Source organism: Polyangium sp. y55x31 (genome assembly GCF_029946505.1).
Classification (GTDB): Bacteria; Myxococcota_A; Polyangia; order Polyangiales; family Polyangiaceae; genus Polyangium.
Genome location: NZ_JARZHG010000035.1, coordinates 107,613 through 121,339, shown reverse-complemented (window position 1 = coordinate 121,339; position 13,727 = coordinate 107,613). Strand labels below are relative to the sequence as shown.

Here is a 13,727-nt window from a genome sequence, read left to right as displayed (position 1 = left end):
CAGAGCTTCCGCCGCATCGCGGTACGGTACGAGCGCCACGTCGAAAACTTCCTCGGCTTCGTCCACCTCGGATGCATCGTCGTGTACCTCAGGAGACTCCTGGACGATTTATGAGATGACTTCTAGTGTGTGTGCGCTCTCCCCGCGAGCGCGCTCCACTGTTTGGATTGCCTCGTTGCAATCCAGGACATCACGCCATCGTTTGAGGTACATGAAGGCATGTTGAGCGACGTCCAAGGCGCTGATGAGGACACGGGCAAGCTCCTGGCCATCCGGCACCTCGGGCAAGACCTCACCTGCCTTGTGACGATGCCAAAACGCCTGTATCTCTGCGAGCCGCGCTTCGATGGAGGGCAACGCATGTGCTGCCCGACCCTGAATAACGTCAATTCGAAGGGCCTCGAGTTCGCTTCCGAGCACGTCCATGCGCGACCTGCCCGACCGAGTAGCGGCTTCGGCGCTGAGCTGGTAGGCCATTCTTGCCTCCTCGAGTTGGCCCACGTCCCCCAGTGTGTTGGCCCAGCTCTGGAAGATGGCGGCGAGGTCTGAGCTCCCCGCGGGGGCGGCCTCCACCACCTGCTCGTACAATGGCAAGGCCTCGGCAGACCTTCCAACCAGGCTCAGGGCGTCCGCCAGTGCATATCGCACAATCCAGCGGGCCCTTCCCGCCGGGACCGACTCGACCACGGCCTGCAAATCTGCGATGACGGGCTCGATCTGGGCCGGACTACTCGTTGCGCTGACCATGTTCTGGGCCAACCCCCCGATTCGATCGAGGGCCCCCGCCCGTGCCAACTCGCGGATCCCACGCTGTCCGGCTTCCAGCGCCTCGACCATGTTTCCGCCGCGCCGCCGCTCCCGGAACCGCTCCTTGTACCACTCCCCAAATCCTCGGAGGATCCCCGTTTGCGCCAAGCCCTCCGCCTCGTCCGCCACCGCGGCTTTCCACACTGCCGCCCGCTCCCCCACCAGCGGATGGAACCCCAGCATCCCCTCCCCGCGCTGCACAAGCCCGCTCGTCGAAAGCTCCTCCAGCAACCCTTCGAGCGTCGTCCCCTCCCCCGGCACCCATTCTCGCCAAACGGCCTCGATCATCTCCTCCGGCACGGCCTCCTCCGCCCGGGTGACGACATAACAAAGCCGCCGCCCCGGCACCGACAGCCGCTCCAGCAAAAGATCCGCCGCCTTGAACGCCACTTCCTCCCAGTAAGCCTGCGCAGCTTCCCGCTCCGCCCCCGTCAATAGCGACCCGAAGAGCCCAGGTGCCTCCGAGAACCCCTGCACTTCCAGACCATCCACCACCTTTTCGATCGCCGCCCGCCCCTTCTCCGACAGCACCCGCCCCGACCGCATCTGTTGCTTCACCAGCGCGTCGAGCTGCGCCAGCACGAACGGATGCCCGCCGCTCCGCGTGAGCATCTTCCCGAGCAGCTCCTTCGCCTCGCCGCCAGCGTCGGCCATCGCCTGGAGATGCGGTCGGCCTTGTACGAAGAGTGCCGTCTCCCACTCCGAGAGCGGCCCGATCTGCACCCAGCAAATCTTGCCGATCCGGAACAACGCCTGTGGCAGGTGGCGGCTCGTGACAAGGACACGCGACGCGCGCCCCGAAAGCTCGTCCACGAGCACCCCGAGCAGCGCGTCCCAGCGAGGATCCAGGCAGGGATAGCCACGCTCGGCCCGCTCGGAACCGAGGTGCGTCTCGAAGTTGTCGAGGACGAGCAGGATCGACTCCCTCCGCAGGACGTCGAGCAGGTTCTGCTGCAGCGCCTCCAGCCAGGTGTCGGACGGCAGATCGCCGGGCTTCTCGAAGTGGATCGCGCTCGTCGGGTTCTTCCGAACCGTCTCCCGGTAATGAGGTAGCTCGAGCAGGAGCTTCGTGTGGACCTGCCGATAAAGCTCGTCGAGCCGGAGCGGTACCGCGCGGCTCTGGAACGCGAGCACCACGCGGAACCGGGCGTGCCAGAGGTGGATCGCCTCCGCCGCCAGCGTCGTCTTGCCCATCCCCGCCTGCGCTTGCACGAGCGCAACGGGTTGCGTCTTGCCGTCGAGCCACTCACGCCCGAGCTTGCCGAGCTCGACGGAGCGGCCAATGAAGCCGTGCGGCGGATCGAGATCACGTACGGGCCGAGGCAAAAGCGGCTGCGGTCGAGGATCCCGGCGCGCCATCTGCGCGCTCTCCCCCGAGGCGGGACGCAGGCGCACGCGGCTCGCGCCGAGGATCACGGGGTCGGCATGATCCGCCGGGTGGTACTGCCCAGCACGCGAGCGATCATCGCAGAGCTCTTTGCGCGCCAGGGAGAGCGCGACATCCGCCGGATGCAATGCCTCGTCCGCGAGCAGGTGGCGAAAGAAGCGACGCGCCAGCCGGCGTGCATACACGTCGCGGACCTCGTACCGCATCGCCACGACCTGCTCGACGCCGGCCTCCAGCAAGCCGAGCGCGGTGCCGACATGGCCGCGCGTCTCCTCGACAATCTGCGGCAAGGGCGCAAGCTCTCCACTGCGCACCTCCTCGCCCATCTCGGGGTGCTTCGCGCGGGCTTGCAACGCTGCCCATTCGCTGGCTTCGCGGATGTGACCGCCATGGCAGGCGCCGAGGAAAAACAGCGAAGGGAAAAAACCGCTCTCCGCGAAGATGTCGGCGACCTCCTTGCCGCGCAGCGAGACGCTCCGGCCGCCGGGCTCATCGGGCTCGACGAGCAAGCCGTCCTGGGTGCCGTGGCCGCTCCAGTGGACGACGTGATACCCGCCCCGGTTCTTGATCTGGGTCGCGAGCCGCGCGCGGGTCACGCCGTGGCAGAGGACGTCGACCTCGACGCGGCGGTGCGGGAGGATCTCGTCGAAAAAAAGCGCGAGGAGCCGCTCGCGCTCCAGCCGGGCCGCGAGCAGGCGCGAGGAGCCGGGGGCTTCAGCGAAGACGAGGAGCACCTTGAGGGGCTCCTCGTCGCTGATCTCGATGGGCTCGCTCGGAACCGCATCCGCCGTTCGCCCGAATGCGACGCGGACGACGAGGTTTCGGTCGAGCAGGCGGAGCGAATCCCCCGGTGCACGCGCGAGCTCCCACGGAATGCGGGCCAGCGCCGCGGCGAGCTGATTTCGTTTCGTGTCGTCTCCGGGCGCGGGGATCCGCACGAGGAGCGTGCGCTGGCGTTTGCCCTCGGCGAGGGCACGCGTGATGGCCTCTCCGAGGATCGCCTTGCCGAGAAAAACCGCGACCTCGTCGAGGACGCGCGCTTCGTCACCGGGCCCCTTGGCGACCCGACTGACATGGGCGCGGGTGTCCCAGACGCCCTCCCAATCGCTCGCGGGGTGGTCGGAGAGGCGCACCTCGCGGGCGTCGATCTGCACACCGCGGGCATCGAGGAGGCGAAGCGTGAATCCCAGCGCATCCTTTCGCGTATCGAGCAGGAGCTGAAACAGGGATTCCGGCATGCGAGGAAGGATACCGGTCGTCGGGGACGAACGGCAAGCGCCTCAGCCGCCCTGCGCGGGCTCCTCGACCTTCTTCTTAGCGCGCCGCTTGTACAGGGCCGAAAGCTCGAATGCCGTCGCGAGGCCCGGCTCGCCGAGCTCCCGCGCTGCCGCGTTCGCGGCTTCCCTCGCCGTACGCGCGAGGCTCACGATGATCCCGTCGATGAGGTCCTGCGTCTCCGTCTCCACGGGGGTTCCCCGCGGCTCCGCCTTCGCCTGGGCCGCGTCGCGAAGCGCCTGCGCGCGTATTTCGAGGTCGAGGGCCGCATTCAGCCCGCCGCGGGTCTTCGCGGCGTTGGCGATGGTGGGCTCCTTCAACGCGGCGTGCAAGGCGTCGAGCTGCTTGGCCAACCCCTCGGCGTCGTCCGCCGTCACCGAGTCTCGATCGAGCAGCGCATCGATTTTCGGAACCGCCTCCACGAGCGGTTGGATTTCGGCCAAGCCCTGCGCGCGGTTCCGCAGGGAGCGCCCGGGGCCCTCTTCGGGACGCGTGAACTTCCCGAGGCGGGCGCGTGGAGTCGAGGACGGAGCGCGCAGGGTTCACGGAGGCACGCATAAACCCGAGCCGCGGCACGCCTGGACCTTTCGCAGAATCACACGGAGCGCTCGACCCAGCGCCTGAGGTATCCTCCACCCCATGACCCGCCCCGCCGATCACGCCTCTCGCATGGAACGCGCCCTCCTCGCGCTCGACGGTCTCTCCACGGGGGACGCCTTCGGAGAGCGCTTTTTCGTGCACCCCGACCATGTCGAGCGCCTGATCGGCGCGCGCGCCCTCCCCGCCGCTCCGTGGAGGTACACCGACGACACCGTGATGGCCCTCGGCATCGTCGAGGTGCTCGATCGCCTCGGGACCATCGATCGAGACATACTCGCCCGTGCATTCGCCCGGCGTTACGGCGCCGATCCGCATCGCGGCTACGGCGGCGCGGCCCACGAGATCCTGCGCAACATCCTCACGGAGATTCCGTGGCAATTCACTGCGAAGGCCGTCTTCGGCGGGACGGGCTCGATGGGCAACGGCGGCGCCATGCGCGTAGCTCCGCTCGGGGCTTATTTCGCCGACGATCTCGACGAGGTCGTGCGGCAGGCCAAGGCCTCGGCCGAGGTCACGCATGCCCATCCGGACGGCCAGGCCGGCGCCGTCGCGGTGGCGATCGCGGCGGCGGTGGCGTGGCGCATGGGCACGGGCGACGAGCCTCGATCGGGCGAGGCGCTGCTCCGCGCGGCGTTCCAGTACACGCCCGACGGCGAGACGAAGGATGGTCTGGCGAAGGCATTGACGATCCCGCTGGAGGACGATCCGCGCGCGGCGGTGGACGCGCTCGGATCGGGGTATCGGGTGCTCTCCTGGGACACCGTCCCCTTCGCGCTCTGGTGCGCCGCGCGGCACCTCGACAGCTACGAAGAAGCGCTCTGGACGACCGTCGGCGGGCTCGGCGATCGGGACACGACGTGCGCGATGGCGGGCGGTGTCGTGGCGCTCTCGGCCGGGCGCGCGTCGATCCCGGCCGAATGGATCGCCGCGCGAGAGCCGCTCGCGCTCGGCGATCAGGGATAGGTCAAAGCGCCGAAACCGCCGCCCCGAGCGCCGCCGCGAGGTTGCCCCGTTTCGCCACCTCGACCCGCCCGAGCCCGAGCCATTCGGCCATGCTCGCAAGCTCCGCCGCCAATCGGTCGGGCGTGTCCGGACCCGCGCCCGGCTCGGTGTGGGCGGCCTGGACCCGCAGCACGCTCGCCTTGCGGTCGGCTTTCAGGTCCACCCGCGCGGTGATGGCGTCGCCTTCGAGGAACGGCAAAACGTAATAGCCGTGGGTGCGCTTCTCGGCCGGCGTATAGATCTCCAGCCGGACCTTCACCCCGAAGAGCCGCTCGGTGCGATCGCGGAACCAGATCAGGTTGTCGAACGGCGAAAGCAGCGCGTGGGCGCCGATCCGGCGCGGCGTCTGCGCCTCGGGATGCAGGTAGGCCGGCTTCGGGAAGCCCTCGACCGAGACTTGCAAGAGCTCGCCGGCCTCGACGAGCTCTTGCACCCGGGCGCGAGCTCCCTGCAAGGGCAATCGGAAATAATCGCGCAGGTCGGCCTCGGTCGCGACGCCCATGGCCCGGGCCGCAATGCGGACGAGCTCACGCTGGGCGTCGGCCTCGGGCGGCGTGGGCAAGCCCATGACGTCGGCAGGCATGACCCGCTCGGTCAGATCATACACCCGCTCGAACCCGCGCCGCGTCGCCGTCGTCACGTATCCGGCCCAGAACAACCATTCGAGCGCCCGCTTGCCGTCGGACCACGACCACCATCCGGCCGAACCCCGCGGGCCCGTGGCGAAATCGCCTCCCGTGACCGGACCACGTTTCTCGATCTCGGCGAGCACGCTCTTGATGTACGTGCGTTTCTCCTTGGCGAAGCGCGAAAGCCCGCCCCACAGCTCCCCCGCCTCCGCGCGCGCCATCCGCCAGCGCAACAAGGGTTGGAGCGCGAACGGCAGCAGCGAGGCCTCGTGCCCCCAGTACTCGAAGAGCGACCGCTTCTTCCCCCAGGCCTCCTTTTCCAGGAGCGCCTGCGGATACACGCCGAGCCGCGAAAACGCGGGGAGATAGTGCGTGCGGACGAGGACGTTGACGCTGTCGAGCTGGATCACGCCGAGCCGCTCCGCCGCCTTCGCGAAATGGCGCCGGTTCACGCTCGCCGGTCGCGCTTCGGCGAAACCTTGCGCCGCGAGAGCGATGCGCCGTGCCTGCTTGGCCGAGAGGTCGAGCTTCTTCGTCATGAGGGCACCGCATGGTAGCCGCGGTACGTCCGAGGGCCAAACGGGGCGCGAGCGCCGCGCCGCTCGGGCAGCCGCGAGCGCCCTTGACAACGAGCCCTCCCCGCGTGCAAGCTCACGCCGCCATGCTCTTCTTCTTCGTGTAAGCGCGAAGCCCGTCCCAAATCGTCGCCCCTGGTGTTTCTCGTACCCAGGGCGGACGGGGACGAGTGCGCGCGCTGCACGTGAGCCGCTGGCCATTCGAAGCCGCGCCGTGCGCGCGCCATCCGCCCGCGTCCGCCCGAAGGAGGAGCGCATGGACTCCGCCTATGGCGCATCGAACCCGTTTGCGACGGACTCGATGGCGCGCGTGCTCGTTTTTGTCCGTCAAATGGTCTCGGTATCCGCAGAAATCCGCCGGCCCGCCGTGCGTGCCGCCGCATGGATTCACCTCGCCGCCGCTGTGCGCGCGCTCGAGCGGCGATATCTCGGGTCCGTGGCCCGCGAAGGCGAGCTTTCCGGCGAGATTCTCTCGTCGCTGCGCGCGCTCGTGGGCCGACGCGAGGGTTGTGAGGCCGGCCCCGCGGGCGCGCTGCTCGTGACGTATCTGGAGGAGCGGCTCGCGGCCGAGGAAATGCCCCGCCCGCGGGCCATCGCGCGGATCGCCGAGCGCGCGGAAGGGCTCTTCGGCAGCGTCGAATTCGCGCGGCTCCATCGCTTCAGCGTCGAGCTTTCGAGCGGCCGGCGTCGCGAGGCCCTCGAGCGCGCGAGGGCCTTGCCCAAAGGCGCGCTGCGGGAGCGCGCCCTCGCTCGGATCGAAGACGGAATCGAGCACCACCCAGGGCGCGAGCGCGCGTGCTCGTTCGTGGGGAATCTCGATTCGGTGGAAGAAGCGCGCGTGTATCGGCCGTCGTTGCCGCTCGTGCGCGAGCTGTTCGTGATCGGCGGGGACGCGCTCCCCATCGCCGAGGAAATGCTGCCGCGCATCGACGGCAGTGCAGGACAGGAGGCACGCGCGCTCCTTGCGATTGCGCGATATCCGGAGCGTGGTCCCGCGGGGGTCGTCGACCTGCTGCGCGCCGTGCGCCATCGAAACGCGTGGAATCACGGCTGGCTCGGCGCGATCGGGGCAGCGCTCTTCGCGGAGCGCCTGGACCACGCCGAGACGCTGCTCGCGCACGCGCCGGGGCGATATCTGCGAGGTCGCGCCGAGCTTGCCATCGCGGCGTTTCTCGCCGAGCGCGGCGAGCGGCTCGCGGCGCGGCGACGGATCCAGCGCGTGGAGGATCGCTCGCTCGGGCACGCGCTCCAGCTCTTGCTCGCGCGCCTCGATCTCGATGCGGGCCTCGCGCGGCGGGCCGAGAAGCGCGTGCTTGCCTTGCCGATGACGCTCCTCTGCCCGCCGCGGCGCGCGGCGCAGCACGAGCCGCGGCTCGCCGGCGAACCCGCGCCCATGGAAACCATGCTCGCCCGCGAGGCATGGCTGCTCCGGCACGCGCTCGTTCGTGCACGCGGCGGAGACGACCACGGCGGCCTGCTCCCGGGCGCGCTCGTGGCTCGTGCCTTCGAGGATGCTTCGCTGCGCCGCGCATTGTTCCATCGAATCAACCCGGGGAGTGACGTTCTCGTCCGGGACGACGCGTGGATCACGGAACACTGCCTGAAGCTCCTCGAGAGCGCCTCCACGCTGCAGGATACACTCGCCGATCTCGATCGCGGCGGCCACGTCACGCCCGAGGCGGCCTTTGCGCTCGGCGCGCTCGGCCCGGCGTCGAGCTGGGATCGCTGCCGTCGTGATCCACGTTTCCGCGACGCGCTCGGCGCCGCGCGCGCCCACTACGACGAGGGCATCTCGCTCACGAGCCGCCGCAAACGCCATCGTGTCGCGCTGATCGACGCAGCCCGCGCCCACCTCCGCCGCGTCATCGACATGGCCGCCATGGGCGGCGAGGAGGTGCGTGTCGCAACGGTATCGCGCATTCGCTGCCTCCAGAACCTCGGCGGGGAGCAGGCCGCGACGATCCTGCAAGGCGCGCTCTCGCGCTCCGTGGACCGCGGCGCGGATCCACGCGCCACGAAACCTCTGCTCCTCGCCCTCGCCAAGCTCTCGCCCCAGCGCGCGACGGAGGTCTTCGTCGAGCGGTACGACGTCTTCGCCCGCGAGCGGCAGGCGCGCTGGGCCGCCAAGTGCATCGAGGATCAGTGCCTCTTCCCGCCGGGCACTGCGAGCGCGCACGGCGGCGCGTTCACGCGCGTCACGTTGCGCCTCGGGGATCGTGCCTCCACGTGGCTCGCCGAGTTCGTCCGGACGTACACGAGGGAGGTCGGCACGCCCCCCGGCCCCGAGGTGCTGGCGATCGTGGACGGCCCCGATCTGCCGGCGACGGGCGAGGAGCGCGTGCGCCAGATCCTCGAACGTCGCGAGGCGCTGTTCCAGGGCGATGCCGAGGACTTCGTGCGTCGACTCGCCGAGGCGCCGGATCAGCTTCGGCTGCTCTCCGCGCTTTGCCCCGTGTCGCCGGGACATCAGGCCGGCGTGTGGAGCGATGACGACTGGCGCCGCATCGTGGAGCGCTTGCAGAAGGACGTCGGCCCGGTCGCCGTCGGCCCGATCGCGCGTCTCCGCCGACACCTGCCCGGCGCCGAGCACGCCGTGCAGGCGCTCGTCGAGGGGGCGCCGCCCGTGCCCGCGCTCGCGTGCCCCTTGCCCCTCGGATCGAAGGGCGTCCTGACGCTGCGGTACCTCGACAAACGGCGCGATTTCCCGGCGTTTCTGCGCTTCGCCGACTGCGTGCCCTGCTGCTTCAACAGCACGAGCTTCATGTACAAGCCGTACATGCGCGAGGAGGGCACCCAGCGCATGGTGCTCTCGCTCTGGAAGGACCCGCTCTCCTTCTGCTTTCAGCTCGTGCGCGCGCCCCGCGCGGGCGTCGCGGAGGCGCAGGGCTTCGTGTTTGGCGGCTTCGGGCTCTGCGAGGACGGGCCCGCGGTCCTGCTGAACGGTCTCTATTTGCGAAGGCAGCTCCCGTGGCTGCGCTTCGCGATCGTCGAGGCCATCGAGCAAGCGCTCTGCCGGCCGCTCGGCATTCGCCACGTCGCGATTGCAGCGCGATACGGCGGCGCGGGCCCGCTGCCGCCCGGCTATACGACGCAGCCGCGGCGCGTCGTGCACCGGCTGCGGGCGCTCTGCGAGCCGAACGGCGTCCTCGCGACGCGCGTGTACGACGACCTTTCGTCGCGGGTGAACGGCGACGTCACGTCGTTGTACGGCATTTCCTGGAAGAAAATCGCGTGACCCGCGGAGAGCCCGGGCTCTCAGGTCGGCAGCGCGTAGACGCCGACGTCGCCGTGCTCGGTGCCGACCACGAGCGTCTTGCCACGGAAGGCGCAGAAGGCGCGCTCGCCGTGGACGCTGCGGCGGCCGAAGATCGGGCCGGTCCATCCGGCGATCGTGCCCTCGCGATCGCAGACGACGACGCCGAGCGCGTGGCTCTTCGTCTTCGCGGTCATGGCGAGCCAGCGGCCGTCGTGGCTCACGGCCACGCTGCGCAAGGGGCCGTCGGAGAACTTCGGATCGGTCTTCGCGCCCCCGATGCCGTTCTCGAGCGCGTTGAGCCGCTCGCAGTTGCCGGCCGCGTCCCAGCGGAAGATGCGGCACCTCGCGAGCGCGTAGACCTCGCTCCCGTGAACGACGAGCTCCGAGGGCCACGTGTAGCCCTTGAGCTTCTTCGGGACCGTGAGCGTGCGCAAAACCGCGCCGCTGGCGTCGCGCTCGACGAGCGTCGTGTCGGTGCCGATGAAGAAGCGGCCCGCGCCGTCGCTGCCGAGGCAGGCCGAGCCCGGGAGCTCGCCGAGCGCCGTGACCGCGCTCGTCGTCACGTCGAGCACGCGCAGACCGGTGGAGCCTTGGACGGCGAGTCGATCCCCGTCGATCCATGCGACGGACGCCGCAGGCTCGATCCGCCGCACCTCGCGCCTCTCGGCGAGATCGAGGATCACGACCGGGAAGCCGGCATGGCCGCAGCGCACCGCGGCCCACCGGCCATCGGGCGAGATCCGGAGCCCATCGAGGACGGGTTCGACGGCCGGCTCGACCGGGATGGGCGCGCCGCCGTCGACGCGGACACCGTCTTCGTGGAGCGTGACGACACGCTCGCCGGCGAGCGCGAGGCCAAGCAGCGCCACGGGCCCGTCACCGATCGGGCGCCCCGTGCGCGGGTCGACGAGGAAGAGGCCGAAGCGCGACGCGATCGCCAGGTGCTCGTCGACGAGCGCCCAGATCCCGGGGCCGATCAGCGTATGCTGGGGCGGCACCGTGGGCAGCTCCTCCGGCTCGAGGCGCTCCGCGTCGAAGAGCGTGTTCTTGCCGACATAGCGACCGAGGAGGAAGCGGCCGTCGACGCTCGCAAGCATCGGGTTACGCGCGCGCCAGACGTCCGCGCGTCGCCAGGCCTGAAACGCCTCGGGCACCGGGAGCTCTTTGCCGTCGCGGTCACGGCGTTGCGTAGCGCCGGGTTGCTCGACGTCCCGACCGAGGTGGAGCGTGCCACGTCCGACGCGGAGCACATCGCCGGGGCCCTCGCCCCGCTCGATCGGGGTGAAGGCACCTCCCTCGCGCGCGTACCAGCCGTCGTAGAGCAGGACATCACCGGTCGCCGGATCGACCTGCGGCGGGGAACCCCCGCTGTTGCCGATGCGGAGCGTGTCGACGAGGGTGTTCGTGTTCGTGTCGTGCGTCTCGATCACCTCACCGCCGTCGCGATACATGACGAGCCGCAGCCGCTCGGGCGTGATGGGATCGAAGAAGGGCCACGCGCCGGGCGCCTCGATCTTCGACGCGCTTCCGCCGGGTCGGACGACGTGGATCGTGCTCCCCACGGCGAAGGCGACGACGCCGGCATCCGATACCGCTGCCTTCCCGAGCCGGGCGTCCCCGAAGCGATAGCCGATGCGCGCCGGGCTGTGGTCGAGGACCTCGGTGAAAACGCGCCGGTCATGCGAGAAGACACGGACCCGGAGCGCGTCCTTGTCATCGCGCTCGTTCTCACTTTCGGGCGGGAGGGCGTCGAAGACCGCGACGTACAGGCCGCGGGGCGCGACCACGACGGTCCCGTCGACCGCCGCCGGCCGACCGGAAAGCGGCGGAGACAGATCCGATACACGGGACAGAACGGCCCAATTCGTCGATTTTGCCATCATCTCTCCAGCAGAACGCGGACTCATACACAAGGCTGCGCTCATGGCCCCAGCCAAGAGCAAGATTTTCACACTGCCGTTTGGCAGGCGCCTTACGCGTATTCCGCTGCCGAACGCGCCGATGTGAACATCCCGATGATTTCCGCCCCGTCCCCCGACACGGTGACGCACGTGGCCTCGTCCCCGAGCAAACCACGCTCCCGCGCGAGCGCTCGCACGGCGACGCCAGCATTCTGAAGCTGGAGCCCCACGGCGCCGCCGCCGATCCGCACCGGCATCCCCCGCTTCAGCTCGATCACGTACGCCCGCCGCTCTGCCCGCCGCGGGTTCGACATGTCGACGGCCAGGAAATCGCCGCAAAAGGCGCGCTGGTTCGCGCGGAAGAGCCAGAGCTCGGTGCGGCGGGAGAGAAGCTCGCGGGCGAATTCATGCTCGTCCGCCTTGAACGCGAATGCATGAAATGCGAAGGCCGCCTCGGCCTGGGAAGGTTTCGTGATTTTCTGGACGAGCTCGCAAAAGAGGTCACGCCGCGCGACGGTGCGGCGCGTGAGCTTGATGGCAAGCGGAAGACGGGGCGCCATGAGGTCCTCGGGGGTCGAAGGTCGAACGCAGGCCAGCTCGCTCGCGCAATGGGAGCGCGGGACGAACGGCGACGAATCGCGCCGACGAGAGCAACGCGGGCGGCGGGGGGACCCGCCCGGCGAAAGGACCGCGTTGCTACCGGAAGACCTTCATGGCGCCACCTGAACGCGCCGAGACTACAACGAACGGATGATCGGGTCAACGATGCGTCGCCAGGATCAGGCGGCCGTCGACGGTGATCGGCTCGCCGCCCGGGTCCGGCAGGACGGCCGTCGCGCTGCCCGGTCGCACCACGAGCGGCGCCCGCCGCGATGCGGGCACGCCGCGTGGGGAATCGGTCGTTCGAATCAAGCGAGCGAGAAGCGGATGCTCGTATCGTCGTGCCTGCACGTGACGGTCAGGTCCTCGTCGCGCTCGACGTCGATCGGCGTTTCGAACACCTGAACAGCCTGCATCCAGTGGTTCTGATGGTTCGTCGGGGCGTTCGTCAGGACGACCCCGCCGCCGAGGTCGAGCTCGAACCAGAAGGCGATCCCGTGGACGCGCCCGCGTTGCTTCGTCGTGACTGTCACCGTGCGGGTGCGCGGCTCCAGGGGGCCTCGCTCGAAGTCGAATTCGAATGCCTCGACGACGGGGCTCAGGAAGGCGTGCGGGTGCGCGCACAGGCGTACCGGAAAGTACGTCTTCGTCGAGACCTGATTGAACAGGCTCACGTCGAAGCCGCCCGCCTCGAAGGCGAAGTTGTTGCGGTGGACCGCGTCGCTCTCGAGGAGCTGAAAGCGGATCTTCGCCCGCCCCGGGATGATCTGCGCCTCTCGTCGTAGGAGTTTTTCCCGCGCGTGGCGGACGATGGGAAGGATTCCTTCCCCGAGCAGACCACAATCGACGGTCTCGATGACCAGCAAATCGGCGCGCCGGGGAATGTCCCGGCCGACGACGAGGTCGGTCGACACCTTGGGGATGACCGAGACGTGATGATCGAGCCTGTTTTCCGCGATGATCCGCCGCGCCAACCGCGCGATCGTCGCGACCGACTCGCAGGTGAACACGGCCCCGGCCCCCGCGCGGGCCGCCATCATGGAGAGCAGCCCTGTCCCGGAACCGACATCGAGCACCGTGCATTGCGAGCCGCCGATGGCGATCTCGAGCGCTCGCTCGAAGGCTCGATTGCGCTCGTGATCGTTCAGCATCGCGAAATGCCAGCGCGGAACGAGCTTGCGCAGGAGCCCGTTCATCGTCAAAACGATGGCCTCGTTGTCGGCGTCGAGCGACGAAGCCTCCTCGAATCGTTCGAGGGCCCGCTCCAGTTGAAAGCTCGCGGCGAGGCGGTGGCCTTCCTCGACGAGAGCGCGCACGCGCGCTCGATCGGCCACCACGCGTAGCTTCGCGCGGGGCGCTCGTCGCTGCTCCCTGGTCGATTGCGGACCGGCGTCGGACGCGGGGGGCTGGTCCGCCGCGCCGATTCCGTCGTACAACTTCACGAGGTGTCCTCCTTTGGGCGGTGTGTCGCGAGCCCCCCACAGCATTCCGCATGCCAGACACAATTCGCGGCCTTCCAGGCCGCGTCGCGCGCCGTCGCCCGCGCCGCCGCGCCAAGCGCCTGCCGAGCCCGAGCATTGCGGGGCCTTGCGTTGACTTGCAGGGATTTGCTCGACCATGCAAACAAGCCGGGTTCGTCCGGCCGATAAAGGGGCGACAAACGGGCCGGATCGTGACCAAACGAGGATCGGGGCC

Annotated in this window: 9 protein-coding genes; 2 read left to right on the top strand and 7 right to left on the bottom strand. The window is 69.5% G+C overall.

Annotation, left to right across the window (positions count from 1 at the left end):
* Window positions 1–108: 108 nt before the first annotated feature.
* Both QHF84_RS39405 and QHF84_RS39400 read right to left on the bottom strand, forming a co-directional pair.
* Window positions 109–3,432, bottom strand: a complete 3,324-nt coding sequence (locus QHF84_RS39405; protein ID WP_281318713.1) for a CHAT domain-containing protein — start codon at window positions 3,430–3,432, stop codon at window positions 109–111.
* Window positions 3,433–3,474: 42 nt separating this feature from the next.
* Complete coding sequence (locus tag QHF84_RS39400; protein ID WP_281318712.1) at window positions 3,475–3,912, bottom strand: hypothetical protein; 438 nt, start codon at window positions 3,910–3,912, stop codon at window positions 3,475–3,477.
* Window positions 3,913–4,108: 196 nt separating this feature from the next.
* On the opposite strand from QHF84_RS39400, the gene QHF84_RS39395 reads away from it, so the two are divergent.
* A complete protein-coding gene (locus QHF84_RS39395; RefSeq protein ID WP_281318711.1) occupies window positions 4,109–5,032 on the top strand; it encodes an ADP-ribosylglycohydrolase family protein in 924 nt (307 codons plus the stop codon).
* A gap of 1 nt (window position 5,033) precedes the next feature.
* Here QHF84_RS39395 and QHF84_RS39390 read toward each other — a convergent pair whose 3' ends face one another.
* On the bottom strand, window positions 5,034–6,239 hold the full coding sequence (locus QHF84_RS39390) for a winged helix-turn-helix domain-containing protein (RefSeq protein ID WP_281318710.1): 1,206 nt from the start codon (window positions 6,237–6,239) through the stop codon (window positions 5,034–5,036).
* 292 nt (window positions 6,240–6,531) lie between these two features.
* Between QHF84_RS39390 and QHF84_RS39385 the strand changes: the two genes are divergently transcribed.
* Window positions 6,532–9,510: a hypothetical protein gene (locus QHF84_RS39385; protein WP_281318709.1), complete on the top strand. Its 2,979-nt coding sequence runs from the start codon at window positions 6,532–6,534 to the stop codon at window positions 9,508–9,510.
* Window positions 9,511–9,530: 20 nt separating this feature from the next.
* Here the strand turns inward: QHF84_RS39385 and QHF84_RS39380 are convergent, their stop codons facing one another.
* The 4 genes from QHF84_RS39380 to QHF84_RS39365 form a co-directional block, all read right to left on the bottom strand.
* Window positions 9,531–11,318, bottom strand: coding sequence for a hypothetical protein (locus tag QHF84_RS39380; RefSeq protein WP_281318708.1), 1,788 nt, complete (start codon window positions 11,316–11,318; stop codon window positions 9,531–9,533).
* Window positions 11,319–11,503: 185 nt separating this feature from the next.
* Window positions 11,504–11,992: a hypothetical protein gene (locus QHF84_RS39375; protein WP_281318707.1), complete on the bottom strand. Its 489-nt coding sequence runs from the start codon at window positions 11,990–11,992 to the stop codon at window positions 11,504–11,506.
* A gap of 199 nt (window positions 11,993–12,191) precedes the next feature.
* Window positions 12,192–12,314 (bottom strand): hypothetical protein, encoded by a 123-nt coding sequence (locus tag QHF84_RS39370; protein WP_281318706.1) that lies wholly within the window; start codon window positions 12,312–12,314, stop codon window positions 12,192–12,194.
* A gap of 26 nt (window positions 12,315–12,340) precedes the next feature.
* On the bottom strand, window positions 12,341–13,474 hold the full coding sequence (locus QHF84_RS39365; RefSeq protein WP_281318705.1) for a 50S ribosomal protein L11 methyltransferase: 1,134 nt from the start codon (window positions 13,472–13,474) through the stop codon (window positions 12,341–12,343).
* Window positions 13,475–13,727: the final 253 nt, after the last annotated feature.

Coding starts and splice junctions, on each gene's coding strand:
- QHF84_RS39390 (WP_281318710.1), bottom strand. CDS start 6,239: ATGACGAAGAAGCTCGACCTCTCGGCCAAGCAGGCACGGCGCATCGCT.
- QHF84_RS39385 (WP_281318709.1), top strand. CDS start 6,532: ATGGACTCCGCCTATGGCGCATCGAACCCGTTTGCGACGGACTCGATG.
- QHF84_RS39395 (WP_281318711.1), top strand. CDS start 4,109: ATGACCCGCCCCGCCGATCACGCCTCTCGCATGGAACGCGCCCTCCTC.
- QHF84_RS39375 (WP_281318707.1), bottom strand. CDS start 11,992: ATGGCGCCCCGTCTTCCGCTTGCCATCAAGCTCACGCGCCGCACCGTC.
- QHF84_RS39405 (WP_281318713.1), bottom strand. CDS start 3,432: ATGCCGGAATCCCTGTTTCAGCTCCTGCTCGATACGCGAAAGGATGCG.